Here is a 25,444-nt window from a genome sequence, read left to right on the forward strand (position 1 = left end):
CCGGCGGAGGGTGCGCCGTGCTTGACCGATCGTCACCGAGGGGCGGCAGGACGTGAGCGAGGGGTACGAGGGCAACACGGGTACGGGCCGCAGACGGTCCGCCGGTGACACAGGAACAGCCTCTGACCACGCGGCAATCCCGTTCCCGGGGCACGTATTCCGGGTATCGGGATTTCTGCGGGACGAACTGCACGCGCCGCGCGCAGTCCCGGACGGACGGATTCGACACGCGTGACGGAGCACCCGACCTCCTTCGACCGCCCCCCGACGGGCGGCGACCCCACGGATCCCCGCGGGGCGTTCCCGCGTACCCCTGTGCCACCGCGCGCCCCCGGGGCCGCGTTACCGGCACAGGGGCGCACGGGAGAGACGCCGCCCGCCGCCGGCGGGGACTCCCCCGATGCCTTCGAGCACTCCCAGCCGGGCGCCGAGCAGGCCGCCGAGCCCGCCACCCACCGTCCGCGGCCCACGCCCGAGGGCGTCCCGGTCCAGCCGGGCGGCGCGCAGACCGGGACGGGGGCCCTCCCCGCACCGGGAGCCGGAGCCGAAGCCGGCCCCGCTCCCCATCCCGGCCCGGGCCCCGGCCCCGGCCCGGGGCCCGGCCCTGCTCCCGGCACGCCGGCGGAGCCGCAGCACCGTGCCGCGCCGCTCGAACCGGAGCGCCGCACCGGCCGGCCCACCGCGCCCGGGCGCCCCACACCCATGCGACGGGACGGGGACCGGCTGCGGTTCGTGGGAGCCGCGACCCGGCGGATCGCCCGGGGCATGGACCTGGACGAGATCGTGATGGGGCTGTGCCGGGCCACCGTGCCGACGTTCGCGGACGCGATCCTCGTGTACCTGCGCGAGCCGCTGCCGGTCGGTGACGAGCGGCCCACGGGCCCCCTGGTGCTGCGGTTGCGCCGCACCGACCGGATACCGGTGGAACGGGACACCGAGGGCGGTTTCACGCCCGCGGCCCAGCCCGAGCCCTCCGATCTGGAGGCCGTCGGCTCCGAGCTGTGCGAGGTGCGGCCGGGCAGCGCGCTCGCCGAGGTGCTGCGCGGGGTGCGCCCGGTCTTCACGGACACACCCGCCGCCCGCGCCGCCCTGCCGGAACTGCTCGGTGACGGCGAGGACTTCGCCGTACCGGACGGCCGCCGGGCGATCCTGGCGCCGCTGCGCGGCCGGCGCCGGGTGATCGGGGCCGCCCTGTTCCTGCGCGGCCCGGAGCGCGTCGCCTTCGAGGCCGACGACCTGCTGGTGGCCGCCCAGCTCGCCACGCACAGCGCGCTCGGCATCGACAAGGCGGTGCTGTACGGGCGTGAGGCGTACATCGCCGACGAGCTGCAGCGCACGATGCTCCCGGAGAACCTGCCGCGCTGCACCGGCGTGCGGCTGGCCTCCCGCTACCTCCCGGCCGCCGAGACCGCGCGGGTCGGCGGCGACTGGTACGACGCCATCCCGCTGCCCGGCAGCCGGGTCGCGCTGGTCGTCGGGGACGTCATGGGCCACTCCATGACGTCGGCGGCCATCATGGGCCAGCTGCGGACCACCGCGCAGACCCTGGCCGGGCTCGACCTGCCCCCGCAGGAGGTACTGCACCACCTCGACGAACAGGCCCAGCGCCTGGGCACCGACCGCATGGCGACCTGCCTGTACGCGGTGTACGACCCGGTATCGCACCGCATCACCGTCGCCAACGCCGGACACCCGCCGCCCGTGCTGCTGCACATGGACGGCCACGCCGAGGTGCTGCGGGTGCCCGCGGGCGCCCCGATCGGCGTGGGCGGCGTGGACTTCGAGGCCGTGGAGCTGGACGCCCCCGCCGGGGCGACCCTGCTCCTCTACACGGACGGGCTGGTCGAGTCCCGGCTGCGGGACGTGTGGACCGGCATAGAGCAGTTGCGGGAGCGCCTCGCGGCGACCGCGCAGCTCACCGGACCCGACCATCCGCCGCCCCTGGAAGCCCTGTGCGACGAGGTGCTGGACATGCTCGGGCCTGGCGACCGGGACGACGACATCGCGCTGCTCGCCGCCCGCTTCGACGGCATCGCGCCCAGCGACGTGGCGTACTGGTTCCTGGAGCCCGAGGACACGGCTCCCGGCCGGGCCAGGCGCCTCGCCCGGCGCGCGCTGGCCCGCTGGGGCATGGAGGACCTCACGGACTCCGTGGAGCTGCTGGTCAGCGAGGTCGTGACCAACGCCGTGCGGTACGCCACCAAGCCGGTCACCCTGCGGCTGCTGCGCACGGACGTGCTGCGCTGCGAGGTCGGCGACGACGTGCCGCAGCTGCCCCGGCTGCGGCAGGCGCGGGCCACGGACGAGGGCGGACGCGGGCTGTACCTGGTGAACCGGCTGGCCCGGCGCTGGGGCGCGACGCGGCTGAGCACCGGGAAGGTGGTCTGGTTCGAGCTGAACCGGGGCTGAGGCCCGTACACGCGACTGCCGCGACTACTGCTGCTGCCAGTCCCCGCCGGGGAAGAGCGGGTCCTCCGGCTCCGTGGACTCGCCGCCCGTCGGCGGTGGTTCGGTCGACGGGCTGTTCGACGGCGACTGCGACTGCGACGGCGGCTGCGACGGCGGCTCGGTCGTCGGGTCCTCGGACGTGGGCGCGTCGGACGTCGGCTCGTCGGACGTGGGCGGCTCGGTCGTCTCCTCCTGCGTCGGCGACTGGGTCGGCGACTCGGGGGCCGTCGGCGACTTGCTCGGCTTCACCGCGTTGCCCTGCTTGGTCTCCAGGTCGAACTTGGTGACCTCGCCCATGACACCGAAGGTGTACGCGGCCCAGATCTCCGCGGGGAAGCCACCGCCGTTGACGCGGTGGTCGACGCCGCCCGCCTTGTACATCGGGACCTGGGCGAACGTCTTGGAGTCCTCGCCGAACAGCCCGACCGAGGTGACCAGGCCGGGGGTGAAGCCGGTGAACCAGGCCGACTTGTTGTTGTCGGACGTACCCGTCTTGCCGGCGACCTGCTGGCCGTCGCGCAGCGGGTTCTCCCGCACGGACTTCTTGGCCGTACCGTCGTCGACCACGCCGGTGAGCACGGAGGTCACCGTGTCGGCGGCCTCGCGGCTGATGACGCGTTCGCCGATCGGGTCGGGGAACTCGATCTTGCGGTCCTTGTGCTCGACCGACTTCACGACGGCCGGGGTGACCTTCACGCCGTGGTTGTCGAGGGTGGCGTAGGCGCCGGCCATCTCCAGCGGGCTGGCGCCCATACTGCCCAGGGTCTGGGCGGGCACGGCCTGCAGGCCCTCGGTGTCCATGCCCATTTCACCCGCGGCCTTCATCACCTCGGGCATGCCGACGTCGATGCCCATCTGCGCGAAGACGGAGTTGACGGACTTGTTCATCGCCTCCTGGACGGTGATGTCGCCGTAGTCGACGTCGTCCTCGTTGGGGGGCGCGAAACCGACCTCCTGGTCGCCGTCCATGACGGGGCGCTCGCTCGTGCCGTCGTAGATCGTGTTGGCCGTGATCGGCACGCCGTCCTGGGTCTCGGCGTCCTGGTCCACGGCCGCGGCGAGGATCAGCGGCTTGAAGGTGGAGGCGGGCTGGTAGTCGTCGCGGGTGGCGTTGTTCGTGTAGTGCTTCACGTAGTCCACGCCGCCGTACATCGCCAGGACCGCGCCCGTCTTCGGGTCCACGGAGACGGCACCGGCCTGGACGTCGGCGTCGACCGCGCGCTCCTCGGGGTCCAGCTTGCTGGTGAGCTTGGCCTTGACCGCCTTCTCCAGCTCGGTCTGCTTCTTCTTGTCGATGTTGAGCGTGATGGTGTAGCCGCCGAGCTCCCGCAGGGCCTTGGCCTGATCCATGTCCTCGGCCGCGCCCTGGGCGACGAGCCGCTGCTCGAGCGCGTGGTTGGCCGCCTCCACCAGGTACCCGATCTGGCCCTGCATCCCGGCGGCGGTCTTGGGCGCCTCGGGTTCCTGGAACTTCATGCCCTGGCGTTCGGTCCGGTCCAGCCACTCCTGCTCGACCATGTTGTCCAGGACGTAGTTCCAGCGCTCCTGGACCATCTTCTTGCCCGTGTCGCTGGCGATCGCCCAGTCGTACTGGTTGGGCGCCTGGAGCAGCGCGGCGAGGTACGCCCCCTGCTCGACCGTCAGGTCCTCGGCGTCGACGCGGTAGTAGGCCTGCGCGGCGGCCTGGATGCCGTAGGCACCGCGGCCGTAGTAGCTGGTGTTGATGTAGCCGGCGAGGATGTAGTCCTTGGGCTTCTCCCGGTCCAGCTTCAGGGAGATGACCAGTTCCTTCAGCTTGCGCGTGACCGTCTGGTCCTGGGTCAGGTAGTAGTTCTTGACGTACTGCTGGGTGATCGTGGAACCGCCCTGCGCGCCCTTGCCGGAGAGCGTGTTGAGCACACCGCGCGCGGTGCCCTTGAGGTCGACGCCGGAGTCCTTGTAGAACGTCTTGTTCTCGGCGGCGACGAAGGTCCGCTGGACCTCCTTGGGCACCTTGGCCAGGTCGACGATCTCACGGTTGCGGTCGCCCGTGCGGGTCATGACGCTGCCGTCGCTGTACTTGTAGACGTTGCTCTGCAGCTCGGCCTCGGGGTTGCCCTCGGGGATGTCGATCACCATGTACATCACGATGAAGGCGCCCATGCCGAGCAGGCAGAGGCCGAAGAACGTCCCGAGGACCTTCTTCCAGGTGAACAGCCTGCGTATGAGGCTCCTCCCCTCCGCGCCCGACGAACGGCGGGGTTTCGGCGCCGCGCGGCGGCCACCGCGCTGTCGCGCTTTTCTCTCTTCCGCTCGTCCCATGGCTCCGATCCGCTCCGCTTCGTTCATCTGTGGCCACGCCTCGCGCACGCGCCACACAGGTTCGCCGCACAGGTCAGCTCAGAAAGCTAACACCGGGAGATATGACAAACGGATGCCGATCCGGCCTTGTACGGACGTGAGAATCAGCACCCGTTCCTATGGAACCGACGTACGAGAGGGGTTCAAGGTTGCCATTCGCGGGTAAAGTGCTATCACTTAGATAGACCGACGATAGTCGCCGGACGTGCGCGAGCACGCCCGGCCGGAACGGGGGACCACTCATGCCCACACCCGACGCGCACGACACTTCGCAGGTCAGCGCCGACGTACCCGAGATGCCGGCGCCACGGGTGCGCGAGACGCAGGCGCACAGCGTCGGTGGCGGCTTCGCACTGCTGCTGGGGCTGGTCGGGCTGCTCGTCGGCGCCGGCCTGGTCGTCACCGCGACGGCGGTCGCCTCGACCGGAGGAAAGGCCGCGCTGATCATCGGGGGCATCGTGGTCGCCCTGGCCGCGTTCCTCGCGATGTGCGGGCTGAACATGGTGGCGCCGGGCGAGGCCCGGGTGGTGCAGCTCTTCGGGCGGTACCGGGGGACGATCCGGCAGGACGGGCTGCGCTGGGTGAACCCCCTCACCTCACGCACCAAGATCTCGACGCGGGTGCGCAACCACGAGACGGCCGTCCTGAAGGTCAACGACGCCTACGGCAACCCCATCGAGCTGGCCGCCGTCGTGGTCTGGCGGGTGGAGGACACCGCGCAGGCCACCTTCGAGGTGGACGACTACATCGAGTTCGTCTCCACCCAGACCGAGGCGGCGGTGCGGCACATCGCCATCGAGTACCCCTACGACGCCCACGACGAGGACGGCCTCTCGCTGCGCGGCAACGCCGAGGAAATCACCGAGAAGCTCGCCGTCGAACTCCACGCGCGCGTGGAGGCGGCCGGCGTGCAGATCATCGAGTCCCGCTTCACGCACCTCGCGTACGCGCCGGAGATCGCCTCGGCGATGCTCCAGCGGCAGCAGGCCGGCGCGGTGGTCGCGGCGCGGCGGCAGATCGTGGACGGCGCGGTCGGCATGGTCGAGGCGGCGCTCGCCCGGATCAGCGAGCAGGGCATCGTGGAGCTGGACGACGAGCGCAAGGCCGCGATGGTGTCCAACCTGATGGTCGTGCTCTGCGGTGACCGCGCCGCCCAGCCGGTCCTGAACACGGGCTCCCTCTACCAGTGACCTCCTCCTCCGAAGGGCCGGCCCCGGAGCCCGGGGGGCCGCCCGCGCCGCGCCGGGCCCGCCAGCAGCGCAAGCAGGTGCTGCTGCGGCTGGACCCCCAGGTCTACGAGGCACTGGCCCGCTGGGCGGGCGACGAGCTGCGCTCGGCCAACGCCCAGATCGAGTTCCTGATCCGCAGGGCGCTCGCGGAGGCGGGCCGCCTGCCCAAGGACACCGGACCGATGCCACGCCGGGGCCGCCCGCCCCGGGGTTCGGACCCGGGCGCGGGGCCGGGCACGGGGCCGCCGCCCACGCCGCCCACCCCGCCTTCGTGACGACGGCAGAGACGGCGACAGGGACGACAGCCGGGCACGCCGCGCCACCGGTCGCATCGCATCGCATCGCGTTGATGGATCGGAGGCGCGGCTTCCGCCGTGGCGGAACCGTGACAATCGACCCTGACCTGCGGGCCTGCCCACGCCGTCACGATCTCTGCACTCGACGTATACATAGCGGGTATACACCGTGTGTAGAGTGCTCCGCATGTCCATCGGTCACACCCTCCTGGGACTCCTGGAGTCCGGGCCGCGCCACGGTTACGACCTGAAGCGCGCCTTCGACGAGAAGTTCGGTCATGACCGGCCGCTGCACTACGGCCAGGTCTACTCGACGATGTCCCGCCTGCTGAAGAACGGCTTCGTCGTCGTCGACGGCATCGAGACGGGCGGCGGTCCCGAGCGCAAGCGGTACGCGATCACCGACGCGGGGATCACCGACGTACAGCAGTGGCTCGCCACGCCCGAGAAGCCCGAGCCGTACCTCCAGTCGACCCTGTACACCAAGGTCGTCCTCGCGCTGCTCACCCACCGCGACGCGGCCGACATCCTCGACACCCAGCGCTCGGAGCACCTGCGCGGCATGCGCATCCTCACCGACCGCAAACGCAAGGGCGATCTCGCCGACCAGCTCATCTGCGACCACGCCCTGTTCCATCTGGAGGCCGACCTGCGCTGGCTCGAACTCACCGCGGCGCGCCTCGACAAGCTCCGTGAGGCGGTAACACCCCGATGACTCCTCCCGCAGGTTCGCTGCTCTCGGCCGAGCGGCTGCAGAAGGCCTACGGCCCGACCCTCGCCCTCGACGGCGCGGAGTTCTCCATCCACCCCGGCGAGGTCGTCGCCGTCATGGGCCCCTCCGGGTCCGGCAAGTCGACGCTGCTGCACTGCCTCGCCGGCATCGTGCCGCCCGACTCGGGGACCATCACGTACAACGGGCGTGAGCTGTCCGCCATGAACGACGCCCAGCGCAGTGCGCTGCGCCGCTCCGACTTCGGGTTCGTGTTCCAGTTCGGGCAGCTCGTGCCGGAGCTGACCTGCGTCGAGAACGTCGCCCTCCCGCTGCGTCTGAACGGCACCTCCCGCAAGGAGGCCGAGCGGGCCGCGCTGACCTGGATGGAGCGCCTGGAGGTCGACGACCTGAGGAAGAAGCGGCCCGGCGAGGTCTCCGGCGGCCAGGGGCAGCGGGTCGCGGTGGCGCGGTCGCTGGTCACCAACCCCCGCGTGCTCTTCGCCGACGAGCCGACCGGCGCCCTGGACTCCCTCAACGGCGAGCGCGTGATGGAACTCCTCACGGACGCCGCCCGCACCACCAACGCCGCCGTCGTCCTCGTCACGCACGAGGCCCGGGTGGCCGCCTACTCCGACCGCGAGATCGTCGTACGGGACGGCAAGTCCCGGGACATGGAGCGCGCCGTATGAGCGTGCGACAGTGGGCCCGGGACCTGGCCATGGGCGTCCGCTTCGCCTTCACCGGCGGGCGCGAGGGGTGGACCCGGGCCGTGCTGACGGCCGTCGGTGTCGGGCTCGGGGTGGCGCTGCTCCTGCTGACGACGGCGGTCCCGAACGCGCTCAACGTCCGGCACGACCGGGAGGCGGCACGCTCCGACCTCACCTACGCCACCGAGCAGATGCCGAAGGCGAACGACACCCTCGTGATCGCCGCTCTCGACACGAGCTTCCGCGACGACGAAGTCCGGGGCCGGGCGCTGGATCCCGAAGGGCCGCGGGCACCGCTGCCGCCGGGGGTGGATGAGTTCCCGGCGACGGGCGAGATGGTGGTCTCCCCCGCGCTGAAGGAGCTGCTGGAGTCGGACTCCGGCGCGCTGCTGCGCGAGCGGCTCCCGGACCGGATCGTCGGCACGATCGGGGAGAGCGGGCTGATCGGCTCGGCCGAACTCGCCTTCTACCGGGGCGCGGACGGGCTCGCGCAGTACCTCGAACTCGGCCGGGTCGAACGTATCGACCGGTTCGGAGACCCGGAGCCGGGGCCGGACCAGTCCGATCCGGTGCTGCTCCTGCTGGTCCTCGTCGTCTTCGTGGTGCTGCTGATGCCGGTCGCGGTCTTCATCGCCGCCGCCGTACGGTTCGGCGGCGAGCGACGGGACCGGCGGCTCGCGGCGCTGCGGCTGGTCGGTTCCGACAGCCGCATGACCCGGCGCATCGCCGCCGGCGAGGCACTGGCGGGCTCGGTCCTCGGGCTGGTCTTCGGCGCCGGGTTCTTCATGGTCGGACGCCAGCTGGCGGGGTCCGCCGAGGTGTACCGCATCAGTGTGTTCCCGAGTTACCTCAACCCCTCGCCGCTGCTGGCCCTGCTGGTCGCGGTGGCGGTGCCGGCGGCGGCGGTGCTGGTGACGGTGTTCGCACTGCGCGGGGTGGTCATCGAGCCGCTCGGTGTGGTGCGCGCGAGCCGGCCGGCCCGGCGCCGGCTGTGGTGGCGGCTGCTGCTGCCGGCGGCCGGACTGGCCATGCTCTACCCGATGATCGGTGCCGGCCGCGAGAACGGTGACTTCAACCAGTACCTGGTGACCGGCGGTGTCGTCCTGCTCCTGATCGGCGTGACCGCGCTGCTGCCGTGGATCGTGGAGACCGTCGTCGCCCGGCTCGGTTCCGGCGGTGTGGCCTGGCAACTGGCCGTACGCAGGCTGCAGATGAGCAGTGGTACGGCGGCCCGCATGATCAACGGCATCGCGGTGGCCGTCGCCGGGGCGATCGCGCTGCAGATGCTGTTCGCCGGGGTGGACAACGACTACACCAAGTCCACCGGGAAGGACCTGTCGCTGGCGCAGATGGAGGCGACGCTGCCCAGTGAGGTCCCGCTGGCCACGGCGGTCGGCGAGTTCCGCGACACCGAGGGTGTGAAGGCGGTCCACGGCTACTCCGAGGGCTACCTCGGCGACCGCGCCCAGGACCCGGAGCACGGCACGATGCTGACCGTGGGCGACTGCGCGTCGCTGCGGGAGATGGCCAAGCTGCCCTCCTGCGAGGACGGGGACGTGTTCGTCGTCCACGGTGCCGAGTGGGACGCCGGGGAGGACATGACGAAGCTGGCCGCGCCGGGCCGGAAGCTGTACGCGGACCCGTCCTACGAGGGCGGCCCGAAAAGCAGGGAGATCCCCTGGACGGTGCCGCAGGACGTCAAGGCGGCGAAGCCGCGGCCCGGCCTGCTGGCCGGGATCGACAGGGGCGGCTTCCTGGTCACGCCGAAGGCGATGCCGGAGACGCTCGCGCCGGCCCTGGACGGGCACGCCTACCTCAAGCTGGACGAGTCGGTGGCGGAAGACGTGCACGACCGGGTACGGAACACCGCGGTGGCCCTCCATCCGCTGGCGGACGCCATGACGTGGTCGGCGACGGAACGGACCGGCCGGTTCGACGCCATCCGCACCGGTCTGTTCGTCGGAGCGGCGTGTGTGCTGGCCCTGATCGGTGCGAGTCTGCTGGTCTCGCAGCTGGAGCAGCTCCGCGAGCGGAAGAAGCTGCTGTCGGCCCTGGTCGCCTTCGGCACCCGGCGCCGGACGCTGAGCCTGTCGGTGCTCTGGCAGACCGCGATCCCCATCGTGCTGGGCCTGCTGCTGGCCACCGTCGTGGGCCTGACCCTGGGCACGGTCCTCCTGAAGATGACGGCCACCCCGGTCAGCGTCGACTGGACCAGTGTCCTGTTCATGACCGGCATCGGCGCCGCGGTCGTCCTGGTGGTGACCCTCCTCAGCCTGCCACCGCTGCTGCGGCTGATGCGGCCGGAGGGACTGCGCACGGAGTAGCGCGGAGTAGCTCCGCCGGCTTCACCCCGGCACGCAGCAGGTCTGTCCTCCCGCCGGCCGGCGGGAGGACAGACCTGCTGGAACGGGGCACCCGGAGGGGGCGGGGCAGGCCGGCTCCTCCTGTCCGGGACGAGCCGGCACCCGGCACCAACCCGGACCGAGCCCGCCTCCGCCGGAGGCGAACCCGCGTCCGCTCAGTCGTGGACCGTCCGTACCGGCAGGTCCCCCATCGCCTCCCGCAGGGCCGTCGCCAGTTCCTCGTACTCCGCGGAGCGCGCCGCGCCCGTGCGCATGGCGAGGGCGACCCGGCGGGTGGGGGCCGGGTCGGCGAAGGAGCCGGTGAGGAGCTGGCTGGAGCGGGACGTCTCCACGCGGACCGCCGTGCGCGGCAGCAGCGTCACCCCGAGGCCGCCCGCGACCAGCTGCACCAGCGTCGACAGTCCGGCGGCCGTCGTCGTCGCCGGGACACCGGCGCGGCCCGCCTCCCGGCAGATGTCGAGCGCCTGGTCACGCAGGCAGTGGCCCTCGTCGAGCAGCAGCAGCTTCAGCTCGCGCAGTGACGCGCGCGGGATGCCCTCCCGGCCGCCGAGCCGGTGGTCGAGCGGCGTGACGAGCACGAAGTCCTCGTCGAAGAGCGGGAGCTCCGTGACCCCGGGCACGCCGAGCGGTACCGCGAGCAGCAGCAGGTCGAGGCGGCCGGAGGTGAGGCCGTCCAGCAGGCTCGCCGTCTGTTCCTCGTGGACCTGGAGGTCCAGGTCCGGATAGCGGTCGTGGACCAGACGCAGCACCGTGGGCAGCAGGTACGGCGCCACCGTCGGGATGACCCCGAGCCGCAGTGCGCCGGTGAACGGCGCCCGTACCGCCTCGGCCTCCTCCAGCAGCGCGCCGACCTCCGCGAGTACCGCCTTCGTCCGGACCGCGAGCCGTTCCCCGGCCGGCGAGAGCAGCACCTTGCGCGTCGTCCGCTCCAGCAGGGTGACACCGAGTGCCTCCTCCAGCGCGGAGACGGCGCCCGAGAGCGCGGGCTGGCTCATGCCGATCGCGGCGGCGGCGTCGCGGAAGTGCAGATGCTCCGCGACGGCGGCGAAAGCCCGCAGCTGGGCGAGGCTGGGCTGCCTCTTCTTACCTGCCACTAATAGCCACCTCCGATCAACTCGACCGAGTGTAGCTATTTCACTAATCAATGCACTCTATGCCAACATCAACAACGTCCAACCCATGGGAAACACTCACAAAATGGGTGTTTCTTCGCTGCGCTTTTGGAGAGCCTGTGCTCACTGTCGGTGACAAGTTCCCCGAGTTCGAACTGACCGCCTGCGTCTCGCTGGAGAAGGGCAAGGAGTTCGAGACGATCGACCACAAGACCTACGAGGGAAAGTGGAAGGTCGTTTTCGCCTGGCCCAAGGACTTCACCTTCGTGTGCCCGACCGAGATCGCCGCCTTCGGCAAGCTGAACGACGAGTTCGCCGACCGTGACGCCCAGGTGCTCGGCTTCTCCGGCGACTCCGAGTTCGTGCACCACGCCTGGCGCAAGGACCACCCGGACCTGACGGACCTGCCGTTCCCGATGATGGCGGACTCCAAGCACGAGCTGATGCGCGACCTCGGCATCGAGGGCGAGGACGGCTTCGCCAAGCGCGCCGTGTTCATCGTGGACCAGAACAACGAGATCCAGTTCACCATGGTGACCGCCGGCTCGGTCGGCCGGAACCCGAAGGAGGTCCTGCGGGTCCTGGACGCCCTGCAGACCGACGAGCTGTGCCCGTGCAACTGGAGCAAGGGCGACGAGACCCTCGACCCCGTCGCGCTGCTTTCGGGAGAGTGAGCTGACATGTCCCTCGATTCCCTGAAGTCCGCCGTACCGGACTACGCCAAGGACCTGAAGCTCAACCTGGGCTCGGTCATCGGCAACTCCGACCTCCCGGCGCAGCAGCTGTGGGGCACCGTGCTGGCGACCGCCATCGCCTCGCGCTCCCCGATCGTGCTGCGTGAGCTGGAGCCGGAGGCGAAGGCGAACCTCACGCCCGAGGCGTACTCGGCCGCCAAGTCGGCCGCCGCGATCATGGCGATGAACAACGTCTTCTACCGCACCCGGCACCTGCTGTCGGACCACGAGTACGGCACCCTGCGCGCCGGTCTGCGGATGAACGTCATCGGCAACCCGGGCGTCGACAAGGTCGACTTCGAGCTGTGGTCCTTCGCGGTGTCCGCCATCAACGGCTGCGGCATGTGCCTGGACTCGCACGAGCAGGTGCTCCGCAAGGCCGGTGTGGACCGCGAGACGATCCAGGAGGCCTTCAAGATCGCCGCCGTGGTCGAGGCCGTCGGTGCCACGCTGGACGCCGAGGCGGTTCTGGCCGCGCAGTAGGCGCTCGTGGCGCCGCCCGGCGCCCCGGTACGAGCACTCCCGTGTGTCCCGCGACGCGGCACACACGGCACGGGCCCCGCTCACCTTTCGGTGAGCGGGGCCCGTCGCGTTGCTACGCCGGGGAAGTGCCCGACGGCGGCTCGGCGTCCGTGGGCGTCGGCGGCGGTTCCGGTTCCGCCTTCGAAGTCACCGGGGACACGTCCGTCGATGTCGCGCCGCGCGGCCTGGGAGCCTGCCGTACGGCGGCCTCGCGGGAGTACGCCCGCAGGTAGCCAACGACGGTGTTCGCCACCGCCACCAGCGGTACGGCGACCACCGCGCCGCCGATGCCGGCCACCATGCCACCGGCGGCCACCGACAGCACCACCGCCAGCGGATGGACCCGCACCGCGCGCCCCAGGATGAACGGCTGCAGGATGTGGCCCTCGATCTGCTGCACCACCAGCACCACGACGAGCGTCATGACCGCCGCGAACATGCCCTGGGTCACCAGCGCCACGACGACCGCGAGGGCGCCCGACATCACCGCGCCGACGAGCGGGATGAAGGCGAACAGGAAGATGAACACGGCCAGCGGGACAGCCATCGGCACGTCGAGGAAGTAGATGCCGAGACCGATGAAGATGGCGTCGATCAGCGCCACTATCACCGTGCCGCGCACGTACGCCGTCAGCGTCCGCCACGCGCGCGGACCGGCACCGGCCACGGCCGGCCGGGCCGCCGCCGGCACCAGCTTCAGCGTCCAGCGCCAGATGCGCTTGCCGTCGTAGAGCAGGAGGAGCGTCGAGAAGGCGGCCAGCAGTATGCCCGTGAGCGCCTCGACGACGACGGTGACGCCCTCCAGACCGGCGGACGTTATCTGGTCGGTGTTGGCGCCGACCGCGTCACGCAGGTTCTTGGCGATCTCGTTGATCTGCTTGTCGGTGACGTGGAAAGGGCTGTTGAGCAGCCAGTTGCGCAGTTCGTCGATGCCGTCCTGGACCTGGTCGGAGAGATTGTCGATGTTCTCCATGACCTGCCAGGTGACGAACCAGCCGATCAGGCCCATCACCACGAACCCGAGGATCGCGGTCAGGGCGGTGGCCGGCCCTCTCGGCACCCTGTGCCGGCGCAGCCACGCCACGGTCGGCTGGAGCAGCGCCGTGATCAGCAGTGAGATCACGAACGCCAGCACCACCAGCTGCACGGCGCTGATGACCCGCATCAGCACCCACACGGTGCCGGCGAGGACCAGCAGCCGCCACCCGGCCTCCGCTGCGACCCGTACGCCCCAGGGCACGGCCTGCGCCGGGTCGGGCCGGACGTGGACGGCGGTCAGGGGGTGCGCGGGGGTGTGTTCCGGAGTGTGTTCCGGGGAGGTGTCCTCCGACGGCGACGGTACGTGGTCGGGGGCCGACGCCGGTGTGTCGTCGGCGTCCTCCGCCCGCCCCTCCTCACGCCGCTGGTCCAACCGTTCGCTCATCCGCGTCAGTCCGGCGCCGAGCCGACCGAGCCACCCTGGCACTCGAGACATGATCCGTCCTCTTCCCCCGTCTCTCCTCACCACTCCCCCCTGGAGTCGTTTCGGTCCGACCGTACATGGCGGGAGCGCGAAAGCCCCTCACCACAAGACGGTGAGGGGCTTCGCGAGGTTGAGCGGTGGACCGCGCCGGGCGGGCTCAGTACCAGTGGTTGGCCTGCCAGAAGGTCCAGGCCTCACACGGGCTGCCGTAGCGGTTGTCCATGTAGTTGAGGCCCCACTTGATCTGGGTGGCCGGGTTGGTCCGCCAGTCGGCGCCCGCGGAGACGTACTTGCCCGCCGGGAGCGCCTGGAAGAGACCGTAGGCCCCGGAGGAGGGGTTGACCGCCTTGTAGTTCCAGCTGGACTCGTGGTCCACGATGTTGCTGAAGCACTGCCACTGGCCGCTGGGCACCATCTGACGGGCCATCGCCTGGATCTGGCTGGTGCTGTAGGAGCTCTGGACGGAGAAGCTGGTGGCCTCGCGCTTGGCGGCGCGGCTGGCCGCTTCCTTCGCATCCTCGCGCTTCTTGGCCGCGTCGGCCGCCTGCTTGGCCTTCTGCTGCTTGGCCACGGCGGTCTGGGCGGCTGCCTTGCGGGCCGCCTGCTCGGCGTCCTTCTTGGCGCTCGCGTCCGCGGCGATGGCCTGTACGTCGGCCTGCTGCGTCAGGGACGCGGTCTGCACCTGCGCCTGCTCGCCCATGGGGATGTCCGCGAGCAGCGTCGTGCCGGCTGCCGTCGCTTCCGCGTCGTTGTTCTGAGCGGTGCTGCCCGAGGCAACGCCGACGACGCTTCCGACTGCGGTGACCGCCGTGGCCGAGGCCACTGCGAATCCCCGGACCGAGATCCGGCTCACACGGTTTCCTTCCAGCATCGCCCGCTTCGGTGACCCTCGCGGACGCAATCGTGCCCCTGGCGCTGGCCTCCCCAACTACGGGTCACGGGAGGCACGGACCCGGTGGGCAACTCCCCGGCGGGGAGCGCCGCGTGGTGCTCGGGCGGCATACGACGCTGCTATGGAGTTGGATCTGGTGCTTCTGCGGCGCTGTACCTCCCCCACTACTCTAAAAGCGTGGGAGGTACCCCCAGAGGCACAACTGTGTCGTATGCGGGGCCTGACAGGAATGAGACTCTGCCGTAACCCGGTGGGGTGAGGCAATTCTGTGTCGCGTGTGAAAGCTCACATCCCGTTTGCTCCAGGGGATTTCCGGAAACCCCCACACGCGAGAACGCCGCCCGGCTAGGCTCTTCGCCTTCCGGACGGCGCCAACCGCCGGGTAACCGACCCGTGTCGGGTCGTACCTCTCAGGCTCCCTCAGATGTGCCCGTCCTCCAGCATTTCGGTCACAAGCGCCGCGATCTGGGACCTCTCGGAGCGCGTCAGGGTGACGTGCGCGAAGAGCGGATGCCCCTTCAGCTTCTCGATGACGGCGACGACTCCGTCGTACCGTCCCACCCGCAGATTGTCCCGCTGTGCCACGTCATGGGTGAGTACGACCCGTGAGTTGGCCCCGATCCGGGACAGCACGGTCAGCAGGACGTTCCGCTCGAGCGACTGGGCCTCGTCCACGATCACGAAGGCGTCGTGCAGCGAGCGTCCTCGGATGTGGGTGAGCGGCAGGACCTCCAGCATCCCGCGTGCGGTGACCTCCTCGATGACCTCCCGGCTGGTGACCGCCGACAGCGTGTCGAAGACCGCCTGCGCCCAGGGGCTCATCTTCTCGGCCTCGGAGCCCGGCAGATAGCCGAGCTCCTGCCCGCCCACCGCGTACAGCGGACGGAAGACCATCACCTTCTGGTGCTGCCGGCGCTCCAGCACGGCCTCGAGACCGGCGCACAGCGCCAGCGCCGACTTGCCGGTGCCGGCCCGGCCGCCCATCGACACGATCCCTACGTCCGGGTCGAGGAGCAGGTCGAGCGCGATCCGCTGCTCGGCGCTGCGGCCCTTGATGCCGAACGCCTCCCGGTCGCCGCGCACCACGCGGACGCTGCCGTCGGGCGTGACCCGGCCGAGGGCCTTGCCGCGCTCCGACTGGATGGTCAGACCCGTGTGCACGGGCAGGTCGGCGGCCTCGGGGACGTGGACCCGCCCTTCCTCGAAGAGGATGTCCACCTGCTCGCCGGGCAGCGTCAGTTCGGACATTCCGGTCCAGCCGGAGGCGTCCGTGATGGCGAGCTCGGCGCGGTACTCCTCGGCGAGCAGGCCGACGGACGACGCCTTGATCCGCAGCGGGAGGTCCTTGGACACGACGGTGACGTCGAATCCCTCCGCCTGCAGATTGCGGGCGACCGCGAGGATGCGGGAGTCGTTGTCCCCCAGGCGGTAGCCGGTGGGCAGCACGCTGGGGTCCGAGTGGTTGAGCTCGACACGCACGGTGCCGCCGAGATCCCCGATCGGAATGGGGGCGTCGAGGCGACCGTGCCGCACCCGGAACTCGTCGAGCAGGCGCAGGGCCTGCCGGGCGAAGTAGCCGAGCTCGGGATGGTGCCGTTTGGCCTCCAGCTCGGTCACCACGACGATGGGGAGCACGACCTCGTGCTCGTCGAAGCGGTTCAGAGCGTTCGGGTCGGCCAGCAGGACGCTGGTGTCGAGAACGTAGGTGCGCCTATCGGGCTTGTGGCGCTTTGTGCTGGTCACCACGGAAGGACGTACCCCCTCGGAAGAGGTCGGGGAGCGACGGAGTGGACGCTGGACCGGGAGGGCGGGAACGAACCGGCCGGTCGACGACCGCCATGCACTGGCGCGGGCCGCGAACCGGCCCTCCGCCGCGTCTTCCGTGCCGTGACCGCACGGTGGAGCTGGTGCAAAGGGCCTCCCGGGCGGACGGCTCCGTGCCGTCCGCTGAGATACGACACCCGTGGTTCGGGCGTCGACCTGCTTGGCTTATGCCCTCGAACGAGCGCCGCCATGCCACGACACCGGACGACGCACCGGTGAACTCCTCATGACGGGCGTCCCGCCGGAAGGCCGGCGGGAGACCGCCGCGGACGGCTCCGGCGGGCGACCTCCGCGGTGAGACCGCTGCGGCGGGAGGGGCGGGCGGAGTGCGGGCCGGAGAAGGCAGAAAAAACGGGCCGGTCCGTGGGGGGGAGACGGACCGGCCCGAGGGGGGGTTTCCACCATAACCCTTTGTAAGTGATGCTGCGTGCATCGGCGTGCCACAACTACTCTCCGGAATCGCCCGGCGACGCCCGGATGGCCCCGGAGGCGCTCATTCCGCCCTGAATCATGGCCAGAACACAGCGGATTCACGGGTGATTCACAAGTGACTGACGTGGCCGAGGAGTCCAAAGGGTCACTCGGAGCGGATTCCAAGGGGCTCCGAGGTGCGCCGACGCCTGCGCGGCGAACCGCCCCCGCTTCGCCCGACCGGGTGAACGCACCAACGAGCGCCCGCTTGACCAGGCACCGCGCAGCCCCCTCCACTGCGCGGTGCCACACGCGCAGCTTTGCTCACGCGAATTACCTGTGTTTGAACTTACGCGATGCGGCGTCCCTCTTTCGACGCGAGAAGGGCAACGATGAATAACGATGTGGACACCCCGTGAGGGTTGCAGGGTGATTCCGCACTCTCTCGCCAGGCGCGCGGAATTTGCGAAGGTGCGCCGCATACGCCCCACAGACGTGGGCCGCGAACCGTCCGGCTCCCCTTCTGACGTCATCTCATGACGAAGACGGGGGATCACTCGGGGCGCGGCCTGCGCGCAGCGGCTCGAACGGCGCTTCTTGGCCAAGTCCGCCCGAACGGGCACACCGGTGGCCGACGTGGCCGACGCGATGCCCGGCGTCCACGCACCGGTACTGCCGACGGCCGAGCGGTCCGTCGGCCTGTGGCCCGACGGCGTCACCCGCGCGGACGTACGGACGGCCCTGTGGACGGGCGGCGGCCGGCCCTCCCCAGGGGGCCGGCCAGCGCCCGTCACTGGTCCGTCCCGCGATTACCTGACCTGGAAGCCGAAAACGCGGCAGGTGTCGGCGCCGGTGAAGGGAGCCGACGTGTGGGGCTCGAGCACGTTGACCTCCCAGCCCTGACCCGTCGACCAGAAGATGACCACCTCGTTGTCACCCGAGTAGAAGGAGGTGACGTTGTCCAGGTTGAGGGTGACGCTGTCGGGGTCGTCCCAGCATCGGGTGTGCTCCGCGCCGTTCTCCAGGTACGTCAGCGCGACGTGGTCGTCGTTGGTGCCGCAATTGACCTCATCGGCGGCGAATGCGGGTGTTCCGGACAGTGCGGTAGTCAGCGCGACGGCCGTCAGGGCACCCAGGGCTAATCTGGACCGACTCTTCATCTGCTGCGGTTCCTCTCCGACGTTGCTTCGAGGGGCGAGCTTCGACTGCATTCTCGATGGTCGGTGAGCAGATATTCAAGAGTTCAACCACCAAGTGGTTAGTGGTGCGGCTTGCGGGCGTCGAAGAGGTGGCGCGCACTGTGGGCGACGAAGGGGCCCTCGGACTCGATGAGTTCGTGCAGGTCGCGCAGTCGGTCCCGGTACCTCTCGACGGTGAAGCCGGGGACCATCCACACCACCTTGCGCAGAAAGTGGACGACGGCGCCGATGTCGTGGAACTCCATCCGCAGCCGTTCCGCCCGCAGGTCGACGATCTCCAGCCCGGCGGCCTCGGCGTCGGCGCGCTCACGGTCGGGGTGACGGTGGTTCCGCCCCTCCTCCGGCTGTGGCCCGAGGAAGTACTCGATGAGCTCGAAGACGCTGCCGGGACCGACGTGCTGGGCGAAGTACGTGCCGCCGGGCGCGAGCACCCGGGTGATCTCGGCCCAGTGCGGCTCGACGGGATGCCGGCTCACGACCAGGTCGAAGGCTCCGTCCGCGAAGGGAAGGGGCGCGTCGTCGGGCGAGGCGACCACGGGTACGCCGCGTGGACGGAGCAGGGCGGTGGCCTTGGCGACGTTGGGCGCCCAGCCCTCGGTGGCCACGACGAGCGGGGGACGGTGAGGGGCGGCGGTTGCGAGGGCGTGGTCCAGGACCTCCCCGCCCCCGGTCTGCACCTCCAGTACGGCGGTGGCCGCGGTCAGCCGCGCGGACATGGACCGCGCGTACCCCCAGGAGGGCCGGGCTTCGGTGGCCCGCCCCTCGAACCAGGAGAAGTCCCACCCCGCGGTGGGCACGGAGGCGCCTTCGGCCACGAGGTCGTCGAAGGTACGGGCATGGGTCTGAGCCATGGGGGTGCGTCCGATCGGCAGTGGTGACGGCAGGGCCGGGCAGGAGGGGCGGCGGGGTGGGCGGCGCCTAGTCCACCAGGGCCCGGACCTGCTCGGCGGCGAACCGGACGAATCCCTCCGGGTCGGGCTCGTCACCGGTCGGCTGGAGGATCACGGTGTCGGCCCCGGCCTCGGCCAGCGCCCGCACGGCCTTGGCGACGGCCCCCGCGTCCCCGGCGACACCGAGGTCCGGCACCGATCCGACGCCTTCGGCGACCAGCTCGGCCCGCAACCGCTCACCGGCGCTGGGCCCGGTGGCGGCAAGCAGGTACACGACGACCTTGTGCGGCTCCGTCCGCCCGGCCGCCGCGCGTCCTTCGTCGATGAGCCGCCGGGCCCGGCGCACCCCGTCGGGCGGGGTGTTCGCGGTGAGGACGGTCCCGTCGGCGGCCTCACCGGCGAGCCGCAGCGAACGGGGTCCGGTGGCGCCGGCGAGCACCTCGACGCCCTGGCCGGGCGGCCAGTCGAGCGCGACGTCGTCGAGCCGGACGTAGCGTCCCTCGGTCGTCACCCGCTCCCCACGCAGCAGCGCCCGCAGCGCCAGGAGGTGTTCACGCAGGAGAGTGACGGGCGACTCGGCCCGCGCCCCGACCTGCCCCATCCAGTCCTGCACCCCGTGCCCGACCCCGAGGACCGGGCGGCCGGGGAACATCCGGTGGAGTGTGGCGGCCTCCATCGCGGTGACGGCCACGTTCCGCAACGGCACGGGCAGCAGCCCGACCCCGACCCGCACCCTCTCGGTCCACGCCAGCGCGGCCGCGGCCGTGGAGATGCCGCCCTCGCGGAAGCAGTCCTCCCACAGCCACAGCTCCTCCAGCCCGGCCTCATCGGCTGCCCGCGCGACGGCACGCAGCCGCTCGGGGGCGAGCTGGGGACGGAATACGGCACCGAGTCCAGTCATGGGATCTTCCTACCTCCGCCCCGGCCGCCGGACAACAGCATTACGCGTCGGTACCCGTGTCGGGGCCGGTCCCGGACGGATACGTTCGGCGGGACAGCGTGCTGACGGAGGGGTATCGGTATGAGGCGGCGCCGGCGGGACGGTACGGGCGCGTTGGTGGTGGAGGGGGCGGCCGGCGCTGGTGCTGTCCGCGTTCCGCTGGAGATCGCGGCTTCCTACCGCGCGCGGACCAGGGGGCTGCTGGGGCGGGATTCCGTCGAGGGGGCGATCCTCCTGTCTCCCGCCAACAGCGTGCACACCTTCCGGATGCGGATACCCATCGACGTGGCGTACCTCGACCGGCGGCTCACCGTCATCGCCGTGCGCACCATGCGGCCTGGCAGGCTGGGGCTGCCCCGGTTGCGTTCCCGGCACGTGCTGGAGGCGGAGGCCGGAGCGATGAGCGGATGGGGCGTGCGGGCGGGAGCGCGGGTCGAGGTCGTGGAGGACCAGGCCTTTCTGCTCAACTCTGATCGCCTTTGACCGGAGCGGCCGGTGTGAACGGGCCGTGCGCGACGACCTCCAGCGCCTCACGCGGCTGCTGGGCTGAGGTTCGGTTACGGCTACGCGCCGATCTCGTTGTCGGAGACCCAGTTGCCATGGAATCCGAAGGGGACGCGTCGCGGCAGGTGGACGCGCGCGAGTGGGGCGGTGGTGACGTCGGCGGCGTCGAGCACGACCAGTTCGCTGCGATCGGTGTTGCCGTCGTGGACGACCGAGAGGATCCAGCCGTCGTCCTCGGCCTCAGCCCCCGGGCGCGCCACGAACGCCGGTTCCTGTGTCACTCGCCCGCCGCCGAAGTGGTGCGTCGAGGCCTCGCCCGTCGTGGTGTCGAGCTTGATCAGCGGTCCGGGCTCGAAGCTGCCGCCGCGGTCGCGGTCGACGTCGTCGGACAGGCGCAGGCTCTCGGGGCCGACTCCCCCGAACCAGCCGTAGCGGTGGGAGCGCCCGGCCCAGTCCTGGTTGATCCGGGGCCATTCGACACCGCGGTCGGACATGATCTGTTCGGAGACGGTGCCCCGGTGCGGGGCGATGGTCCACCGGGCGAGGGCGGGCAGGCCGTCGGCAGGGCCGCGGAGGAAGTCGCGGAAGACCGTGTCGTAGCGGACGACGTCCATGACGATCGAGCCGTCCGGGCGGTCGTAGGCGTTCAGGACATGGAACACGTAGCAGCGCGGCGCGTCGAACCACCTGACCTGATCCGCCGTGCCGCCGCGCGGCAGGACTCCCACCCGCGACGGGTGCTCGTCGTTCCAGCGCATCGGCAGCGCGTCGCCGATCTGCGGTGCGCCCGCCGCCAGTCGGCCCGCGGCCTCCATCGACAGGGTGACCGGAAGGTCCAGCACCACCACCCGGGTGGCGGTCATCGCCATGTCGTGGACCATCGGCACGCCGGATACGGGCAGTTCGGCGGTGTGTACCGCCTTCCCGGTGGCATCCAGGACGTCGTAGCGGAGTTGTTCCGCCCCGGGGCCGATCAGGTAGCTGATGGAGTGCATCTCACCGGTGACCGGGTCGATCTTCGGGTGCGCGGTGAAACCGGCGCTCAGCGCCCCGTCGGAGTCCCAGGTCGACATCCGGTTCAGGTCGGAGGTGATCGTCACCGGTGCTCCGCCGCCCTCGACGAGCGCGAGGAGACGGCCGCCCTGGGCCAGGACGTTGGTGTTGGGCGAGTCCTCGGGGACGTCGCCCCGGACGAACCGGTTGCGGTACCACTCGGCGCGTCCGTCACACAGGCGGACACCGTGCACCATGCCCTGGCCGACGAACCAGTGGTGGCCGACGCCGGTTTCGTCCGTCCCCGTGGGGTTGGGTCCGATCCTCAGGTAGCGGCCGTTCAGCTCGGCCGGCAGGGTCCCGGTCACCGGCAGGTCGTCGACACTCAACTCGTCGGACACGGGGGCGAAGTTGCCCTCCAGATAGGGATTGCGGATCGCCTCGGCCATCGTTGACTCCGATCATCGGATTGGAACGTGCAGCCTGTACTGTTCCGATACTCCGACTTCGAAATCCGGCGTGCAACGCCGAGGTTCAGACCGTCCAGACCGGGAGATGTCATGCCAACGCTCTCCGCGAGCGCCTATGTCGTGCTCGGCCTTCTCGAGCAGCAGGGCGCCACCACTCCGTACGCTCTCGACCGCGAGATCCAGCAGAGCGTCGGGAACTTCTGGTCCTTTCCCCGGTCCCAGATCTACGCGGAGGCCGCCCGGCTCGTACGTCGCGGGCTCGTCGTCGAGGAGCGGGAGAGCACCGGACGTCGGCGGCGGACCCTGTCGCTGACCCAGGCCGGACGGGACACGCTCGCCGAGTGGCTCACCGGGGCGGCCGGGCACGACACGGACATCCGCGACGAGGGCCTGCTGCGGCTCTACTTCCAGCAGGACGCGTCGTCCGGCGCGGAGCGGGTGCGTCAGCTCGCCGTGGAACAGCGGGACGCCCACCGCCGCAAGCTCGCCGAGTACGAGACGATCCTCGCGTCGGTGCCCGCCCCGAGCGGGGCCGCACTGGACACTGCCGGGCCCGGTTCGAGGTTCGAACCCACGCAGGCCGCCGTCCTGGCGTTCGGGCTGCGGTTCGAGGAGTTGGCCGTCGCCTTCTGGACCGAGGTCGCCGAGCGCGGCGCGAGCGTGGTGGATCCCCGCCCGCGGGAATGATCCGCCCTGCCGGAGTCAGGACGACACGATGTGCAGGAGCGCCGTACCGTCCGTCCCGGTCGTCGCCTGGATCACTACGCTGCCGGGCTGAGCGCTGGGGCGGGTGCCGGACAGGCCGCCGCAGGAGTTGCCGCCGCCGTTCTCCCGGAGGACGGTGAGACAGCCCTGCCCCGGGCCGCTCGCGCCGCCCTCGGTCCGGCCGCCGCCCGACTTCACCGCGTACTCGATCCTGTCCGGGCCGACCTCGGTCACGGACAGCGTCGCCGGACCGCCAGGGCCCTGGAAGCGGACGGTCACGGGCCTGGACACCGTGATCTCGCAGTTGCCGTCGGCGCAGGCACGGGGGTCGTGGCCGTCCGCCGCGGATACGGACGGCGCCGGTTCCTCGGCGGCCGACTGCGTGGCCGGCGGCCGGGATGTCGTCGGCCGCTCCGGGGACGACGACGACGGCGGCGGCGCCGCGTCCGTCTGGTCCGGGCCGTCGCAGGCTGCCACCGCGAGCACGGCCGGCGCGGTCAGCGCCGTGAGCACCGCGAGGGTCGCCGCTCGTCCGCGGGCGCGCCTTCGCGTCCCTACGGGATCCTCTTGCTCCTCCTGCTCCGCCATCGGCCGGTCAGGCCTCCGAGCGCGGGAAGGAGACCTCGACCCTGCGGTTCTTCTTACGGCCGGCCTCCGTCGAATTGTCGGCGATGGGGTAGTCCTCACCGTAGCCGCGGACCTCGTAGGTGATCGCGGAGTCGTTCAGGGTCTGGACCAGGACCTCCTGTACGGCGTTGGCGCGCTTCTTCGAGAGCACGTCGCCGTGGGCGGAGGAGCCGAGGTTGTCGGTGAAGCCGAAGACACGGACCCTGGTGGCGTTCTGGGTCCTGATCTCCTCCGCGATCCCCGCGATACGGGACTTCGCCTCGGAGCCGAGCTTGGCACTGTCCTTGCCGAACAGCACCTCGGCCTGGAGCGCGAGCGTCACGCTGGTGTTGGTGTCCTCGCGGCGTTCGTCACCGCTCTGCTCCTCCACGACCGACTTGATGTCCAGCACCTTCGCCTGCGCGAGCGTGGCACCGTCCGGGATCTTCAGGTCCGGGTCGTTGGAGTCCACCTCTACGGGGGCGGAGGCGGAGGGTTCGGTGCCCGGGGGGTCGTCGGCGGCGTTGGCCGACGTGCCAGCGACGCTCGTAGCGATGAGTACGGACGCCGTCAGCAGCACAGTCAGACGGGTTTGGCTCATTGGTGGCCTCACCCTGAAATCTCAATGGGAGCGGCTGCGAAAGTAGGAAGCTGGAAAGTGACCTCACCTGTATCTGCGGGGGGCGCCGGAAACTGCATGAAGACGGGGATGGCTGCGCCCGGCTTGATGCGCGGCATGTCCGTGGTCGTCAGTGGGCGGCCGTCGGTATCGCGCAGTACGTAGTAGCGCTTCTTTTTGGCGGGGTCCACGAGCGTTGCACCGCCCAGTGACCCGCCGTGTCGCATGATCTCTGTTTCGTTGCCCCTGGTCTGAATCGGAACACGGGCTGCCTCAGCGCCATCGTTCTTGATCTCACCGCTCACGGTGACGAATCCGCCTGCGTCTCGTGCCGCGGAGTCAATCGTCAGAACCAGGCCGTCTTCACCCTTGAGCTCAGCCAAGGGTGAGTCCGTGCCCTGCTGCGCGCTCGCATCCGAATTGCCGCCCGGCGCGGCGGACGCCGACGCCTTTGGCTTCTCGTCATCGTTACCGCCGCTACTGCAGCCGACCACACCGAGTGCTAGCCCAACAACGGTCAGCGTGACCATTCCTCTGCGGGCCTTCGTTGTGAACCGCATGCTCATGACTCCGCTTCCTTCATCACTCGTCGCTCGCCTTTCAGTCGGCCAGGTGGACGTCGAACAGGTCCTGGGGCTTCGGGAGCTCGGACAGATCTTCCGGGTCCAGTTCCCAGTCCTGGTCCTCGCAGGTCAATTTCGGTAGCACGTCGGCTTCCGTGTCCCCCTCGGGAAGCTCGAACGTACAGCTCGGTTCGATTACGGCAATGGCGGAAGCACGCGCGTAGTCGCTCTCCGTACCGGGGACAATGGAATCCCCGACTGGCTCATCCGCTGTGACCTCGACCCTGTAGCCCAGGAGACCATCCGGCGCGCAGGCATCGATCTGCGCGTCGTTCTGGGCCGCAAGCTGATCCGCACGCCAGCACGTATCGTCGAGGCCGGGAACCACGCCGTCGAAGATGTCCTGCCAAGAAGCCGGGTCTAGCACGTTCTCCGCCCACTCCCCAGCGAGCTGGTCCCGCGTTTCCTGCGCGGCTGCGAGGACTGCCGCATCGGCTGCCGTCTGGGCACCATTTCGATTCGTCGCGGCTTGACCGACCGCGAGGTAAGCAAACGCGAGAAACAGCAGGCCCGCCACCACCGTGATGTAGATGGGGAAGGCCTGCCCGGAATCGCTGCGACTGAGGCGCGGGATCAGCCGATGACCTCGTCGATTTTGGCCGTGATCGCGTTGTAGATCGTGTTGCCGATATCCGTCCCCGTGATCGCCAGCACGATAGCCACCACCACCGCGATGATCCCCAGGTACTCCACGGCCGTCTGGCCCTTGTCGTTGCGGGCTGCTGCTCGGGACTGAAGGTACTCGGTGGTGGTGTGGAGCCAGTTGGTCATGGTGTTCCCCTCCAGGGTGGAGAGCCCGGTCGTGGGCCCCTTCATGTGGCGTGAGTCGGTAGGTGGCGGAGA

General features: G+C 70.5%; 24 protein-coding genes. 10 read left to right on the plus strand and 14 right to left on the minus strand.

The window, feature by feature from the left end; genetic code table 11:
- Positions 1 to 231: 231 nt before the first annotated feature.
- Positions 232 to 2,409: a SpoIIE family protein phosphatase gene (locus QC283_RS04670; protein ID WP_279560047.1), complete on the plus strand. Its 2,178-nt coding sequence runs from the start codon at positions 232 to 234 to the stop codon at positions 2,407 to 2,409.
- A 24-nt stretch (positions 2,410 to 2,433) separates the two neighbouring features.
- On the opposite strand, the gene QC283_RS04675 is transcribed toward QC283_RS04670, so the two are convergent.
- On the minus strand, positions 2,434 to 4,749 hold the full coding sequence (locus QC283_RS04675) for a transglycosylase domain-containing protein (protein WP_279560048.1): 2,316 nt from the start codon (positions 4,747 to 4,749) through the stop codon (positions 2,434 to 2,436).
- A gap of 281 nt (positions 4,750 to 5,030) precedes the next feature.
- Between QC283_RS04675 and QC283_RS04680 the strand changes: the two genes are divergently transcribed.
- The 5 genes from QC283_RS04680 to QC283_RS04700 all read left to right on the plus strand — a co-directional run bounded on the left by QC283_RS04680 (position 5,031) and on the right by QC283_RS04700 (position 10,056).
- Complete coding sequence (locus QC283_RS04680) at positions 5,031 to 5,978, plus strand: SPFH domain-containing protein (protein ID WP_279560049.1); 948 nt, start codon at positions 5,031 to 5,033, stop codon at positions 5,976 to 5,978.
- On the plus strand, positions 5,975 to 6,292 hold the full coding sequence (locus tag QC283_RS04685; protein ID WP_279560050.1) for a hypothetical protein: 318 nt from the start codon (positions 5,975 to 5,977) through the stop codon (positions 6,290 to 6,292). Before QC283_RS04680 ends, QC283_RS04685 begins: the two co-directional genes overlap by 4 nt.
- A gap of 208 nt (positions 6,293 to 6,500) precedes the next feature.
- Complete coding sequence (locus QC283_RS04690; RefSeq protein WP_279560051.1) at positions 6,501 to 7,028, plus strand: PadR family transcriptional regulator; 528 nt, start codon at positions 6,501 to 6,503, stop codon at positions 7,026 to 7,028.
- Positions 7,025 to 7,714, plus strand: a complete 690-nt coding sequence (locus QC283_RS04695; protein ID WP_279560052.1) for an ABC transporter ATP-binding protein — start codon at positions 7,025 to 7,027, stop codon at positions 7,712 to 7,714. Before QC283_RS04690 ends, QC283_RS04695 begins: the two co-directional genes overlap by 4 nt.
- Positions 7,711 to 10,056 (plus strand): ABC transporter permease, encoded by a 2,346-nt coding sequence (locus tag QC283_RS04700; protein ID WP_279560053.1) that lies wholly within the window; start codon positions 7,711 to 7,713, stop codon positions 10,054 to 10,056. The genes QC283_RS04695 and QC283_RS04700 overlap by 4 nt, the downstream gene beginning before the upstream one ends.
- Positions 10,057 to 10,250: 194 nt before the next feature.
- On the opposite strand, the gene QC283_RS04705 is transcribed toward QC283_RS04700, so the two are convergent.
- Positions 10,251 to 11,189, minus strand: a complete 939-nt coding sequence (locus QC283_RS04705; RefSeq protein ID WP_279560054.1) for a LysR substrate-binding domain-containing protein — start codon at positions 11,187 to 11,189, stop codon at positions 10,251 to 10,253.
- Between the two features lie 137 nt (positions 11,190 to 11,326).
- Here QC283_RS04705 and QC283_RS04710 point away from each other — a divergent pair, with 137 nt between their 5' ends.
- Positions 11,327 to 11,881, plus strand: coding sequence for a peroxiredoxin (locus QC283_RS04710; RefSeq protein ID WP_279560055.1), 555 nt, complete (start codon positions 11,327 to 11,329; stop codon positions 11,879 to 11,881).
- Between the two features lie 6 nt (positions 11,882 to 11,887).
- On the plus strand, positions 11,888 to 12,424 hold the full coding sequence (locus QC283_RS04715; protein ID WP_217246645.1) for an alkyl hydroperoxide reductase: 537 nt from the start codon (positions 11,888 to 11,890) through the stop codon (positions 12,422 to 12,424).
- Between the two features lie 112 nt (positions 12,425 to 12,536).
- Here QC283_RS04715 and QC283_RS04720 read toward each other — a convergent pair whose 3' ends face one another.
- The 6 genes from QC283_RS04720 to QC283_RS04745 all read right to left on the minus strand — a co-directional run bounded on the left by QC283_RS04720 (position 12,537) and on the right by QC283_RS04745 (position 20,042).
- Entirely contained in the window at positions 12,537 to 13,937 is a 1,401-nt protein-coding gene (locus QC283_RS04720) for an AI-2E family transporter (RefSeq protein ID WP_279560056.1), read from the minus strand.
- Between the two features lie 145 nt (positions 13,938 to 14,082).
- Positions 14,083 to 14,778, minus strand: coding sequence for a transglycosylase SLT domain-containing protein (locus QC283_RS04725; RefSeq protein ID WP_279560057.1), 696 nt, complete (start codon positions 14,776 to 14,778; stop codon positions 14,083 to 14,085).
- A 459-nt stretch (positions 14,779 to 15,237) separates the two neighbouring features.
- The gene (locus QC283_RS04730; protein WP_279560058.1) at positions 15,238 to 16,563 is read right to left on the minus strand and encodes a PhoH family protein; all 1,326 of its coding nucleotides are present in this window, start codon (positions 16,561 to 16,563) and stop codon (positions 15,238 to 15,240) included.
- A 1,298-nt stretch (positions 16,564 to 17,861) separates the two neighbouring features.
- Complete coding sequence (locus QC283_RS04735) at positions 17,862 to 18,212, minus strand: hypothetical protein (RefSeq protein ID WP_279560059.1); 351 nt, start codon at positions 18,210 to 18,212, stop codon at positions 17,862 to 17,864.
- A gap of 98 nt (positions 18,213 to 18,310) precedes the next feature.
- Positions 18,311 to 19,102, minus strand: coding sequence for a class I SAM-dependent methyltransferase (locus QC283_RS04740; RefSeq protein WP_279560060.1), 792 nt, complete (start codon positions 19,100 to 19,102; stop codon positions 18,311 to 18,313).
- A 67-nt stretch (positions 19,103 to 19,169) separates the two neighbouring features.
- A complete protein-coding gene (locus tag QC283_RS04745) occupies positions 19,170 to 20,042 on the minus strand; it encodes an LLM class flavin-dependent oxidoreductase (protein WP_279560061.1) in 873 nt (290 codons plus the stop codon).
- 120 nt (positions 20,043 to 20,162) lie between these two features.
- Here QC283_RS04745 and QC283_RS04750 point away from each other — a divergent pair, with 120 nt between their 5' ends.
- A complete protein-coding gene (locus QC283_RS04750; RefSeq protein ID WP_279560062.1) occupies positions 20,163 to 20,564 on the plus strand; it encodes a DUF192 domain-containing protein in 402 nt (133 codons plus the stop codon).
- Between the two features lie 80 nt (positions 20,565 to 20,644).
- Here the strand turns inward: QC283_RS04750 and QC283_RS04755 are convergent, their stop codons facing one another.
- A complete protein-coding gene (locus QC283_RS04755) occupies positions 20,645 to 22,027 on the minus strand; it encodes a carotenoid oxygenase family protein (protein WP_279560063.1) in 1,383 nt (460 codons plus the stop codon).
- Positions 22,028 to 22,138: 111 nt separating this feature from the next.
- On the opposite strand from QC283_RS04755, the gene QC283_RS04760 reads away from it, so the two are divergent.
- Positions 22,139 to 22,735 (plus strand): PadR family transcriptional regulator, encoded by a 597-nt coding sequence (locus tag QC283_RS04760; protein ID WP_279560064.1) that lies wholly within the window; start codon positions 22,139 to 22,141, stop codon positions 22,733 to 22,735.
- Positions 22,736 to 22,750: 15 nt separating this feature from the next.
- On the opposite strand, the gene QC283_RS04765 is transcribed toward QC283_RS04760, so the two are convergent.
- From QC283_RS04765 to QC283_RS04785, 5 genes are read right to left on the minus strand one after another with little or no spacing between them, the layout of a single operon-like run.
- Positions 22,751 to 23,341, minus strand: a complete 591-nt coding sequence (locus QC283_RS04765; RefSeq protein WP_279560065.1) for a hypothetical protein — start codon at positions 23,339 to 23,341, stop codon at positions 22,751 to 22,753.
- 7 nt (positions 23,342 to 23,348) lie between these two features.
- On the minus strand, positions 23,349 to 23,960 hold the full coding sequence (locus QC283_RS04770) for an OmpA family protein (RefSeq protein WP_279560066.1): 612 nt from the start codon (positions 23,958 to 23,960) through the stop codon (positions 23,349 to 23,351).
- Between the two features lie 8 nt (positions 23,961 to 23,968).
- On the minus strand, positions 23,969 to 24,544 hold the full coding sequence (locus tag QC283_RS04775; RefSeq protein ID WP_279560067.1) for a hypothetical protein: 576 nt from the start codon (positions 24,542 to 24,544) through the stop codon (positions 23,969 to 23,971).
- Positions 24,545 to 24,578: 34 nt separating this feature from the next.
- Positions 24,579 to 25,178 carry a pilus assembly protein TadG-related protein gene (locus QC283_RS04780; RefSeq protein ID WP_279560390.1) on the minus strand — a complete coding sequence of 200 codons (600 nt, stop codon included), beginning with the start codon at positions 25,176 to 25,178 and terminating at the stop codon, positions 24,579 to 24,581.
- Positions 25,175 to 25,372, minus strand: a complete 198-nt coding sequence (locus QC283_RS04785) for a Flp family type IVb pilin (protein ID WP_279560068.1) — start codon at positions 25,370 to 25,372, stop codon at positions 25,175 to 25,177. Before QC283_RS04785 ends, QC283_RS04780 begins: the two co-directional genes overlap by 4 nt.
- Positions 25,373 to 25,444: the final 72 nt, after the last annotated feature.

This window comes from Streptomyces sp. DH41, from assembly GCF_029813785.1.
Lineage (GTDB): Bacteria > Actinomycetota > Actinomycetes > Streptomycetales > Streptomycetaceae > Streptomyces.

Bases quoted from the DNA above. Each gene is read 5' to 3' on its own strand.
- QC283_RS04785 (WP_279560068.1), bottom strand. From the start codon at position 25,372: ATGACCAACTGGCTCCACACCACCACCGAGTACCTTCAGTCCCGAGCA.
- QC283_RS04695 (WP_279560052.1), top strand. From the start codon at position 7,025: ATGACTCCTCCCGCAGGTTCGCTGCTCTCGGCCGAGCGGCTGCAGAAG.
- QC283_RS04750 (WP_279560062.1), top strand. From the start codon at position 20,163: ATGAGGCGGCGCCGGCGGGACGGTACGGGCGCGTTGGTGGTGGAGGGG.
- QC283_RS04680 (WP_279560049.1), top strand. From the start codon at position 5,031: ATGCCCACACCCGACGCGCACGACACTTCGCAGGTCAGCGCCGACGTA.
- QC283_RS04715 (WP_217246645.1), top strand. From the start codon at position 11,888: ATGTCCCTCGATTCCCTGAAGTCCGCCGTACCGGACTACGCCAAGGAC.
- QC283_RS04700 (WP_279560053.1), top strand. From the start codon at position 7,711: ATGAGCGTGCGACAGTGGGCCCGGGACCTGGCCATGGGCGTCCGCTTC.
- QC283_RS04690 (WP_279560051.1), top strand. From the start codon at position 6,501: ATGTCCATCGGTCACACCCTCCTGGGACTCCTGGAGTCCGGGCCGCGC.
- QC283_RS04675 (WP_279560048.1), bottom strand. From the start codon at position 4,749: ATGGGACGAGCGGAAGAGAGAAAAGCGCGACAGCGCGGTGGCCGCCGC.
- QC283_RS04760 (WP_279560064.1), top strand. From the start codon at position 22,139: ATGCCAACGCTCTCCGCGAGCGCCTATGTCGTGCTCGGCCTTCTCGAG.
- QC283_RS04770 (WP_279560066.1), bottom strand. From the start codon at position 23,960: ATGAGCCAAACCCGTCTGACTGTGCTGCTGACGGCGTCCGTACTCATC.
- QC283_RS04775 (WP_279560067.1), bottom strand. From the start codon at position 24,544: ATGAGCATGCGGTTCACAACGAAGGCCCGCAGAGGAATGGTCACGCTG.
- QC283_RS04720 (WP_279560056.1), bottom strand. From the start codon at position 13,937: ATGTCTCGAGTGCCAGGGTGGCTCGGTCGGCTCGGCGCCGGACTGACG.
- QC283_RS04765 (WP_279560065.1), bottom strand. From the start codon at position 23,341: ATGGCGGAGCAGGAGGAGCAAGAGGATCCCGTAGGGACGCGAAGGCGC.
- QC283_RS04755 (WP_279560063.1), bottom strand. From the start codon at position 22,027: ATGGCCGAGGCGATCCGCAATCCCTATCTGGAGGGCAACTTCGCCCCC.
- QC283_RS04735 (WP_279560059.1), bottom strand. From the start codon at position 18,212: ATGAAGAGTCGGTCCAGATTAGCCCTGGGTGCCCTGACGGCCGTCGCG.
- QC283_RS04745 (WP_279560061.1), bottom strand. From the start codon at position 20,042: ATGACTGGACTCGGTGCCGTATTCCGTCCCCAGCTCGCCCCCGAGCGG.
- QC283_RS04740 (WP_279560060.1), bottom strand. From the start codon at position 19,102: ATGGCTCAGACCCATGCCCGTACCTTCGACGACCTCGTGGCCGAAGGC.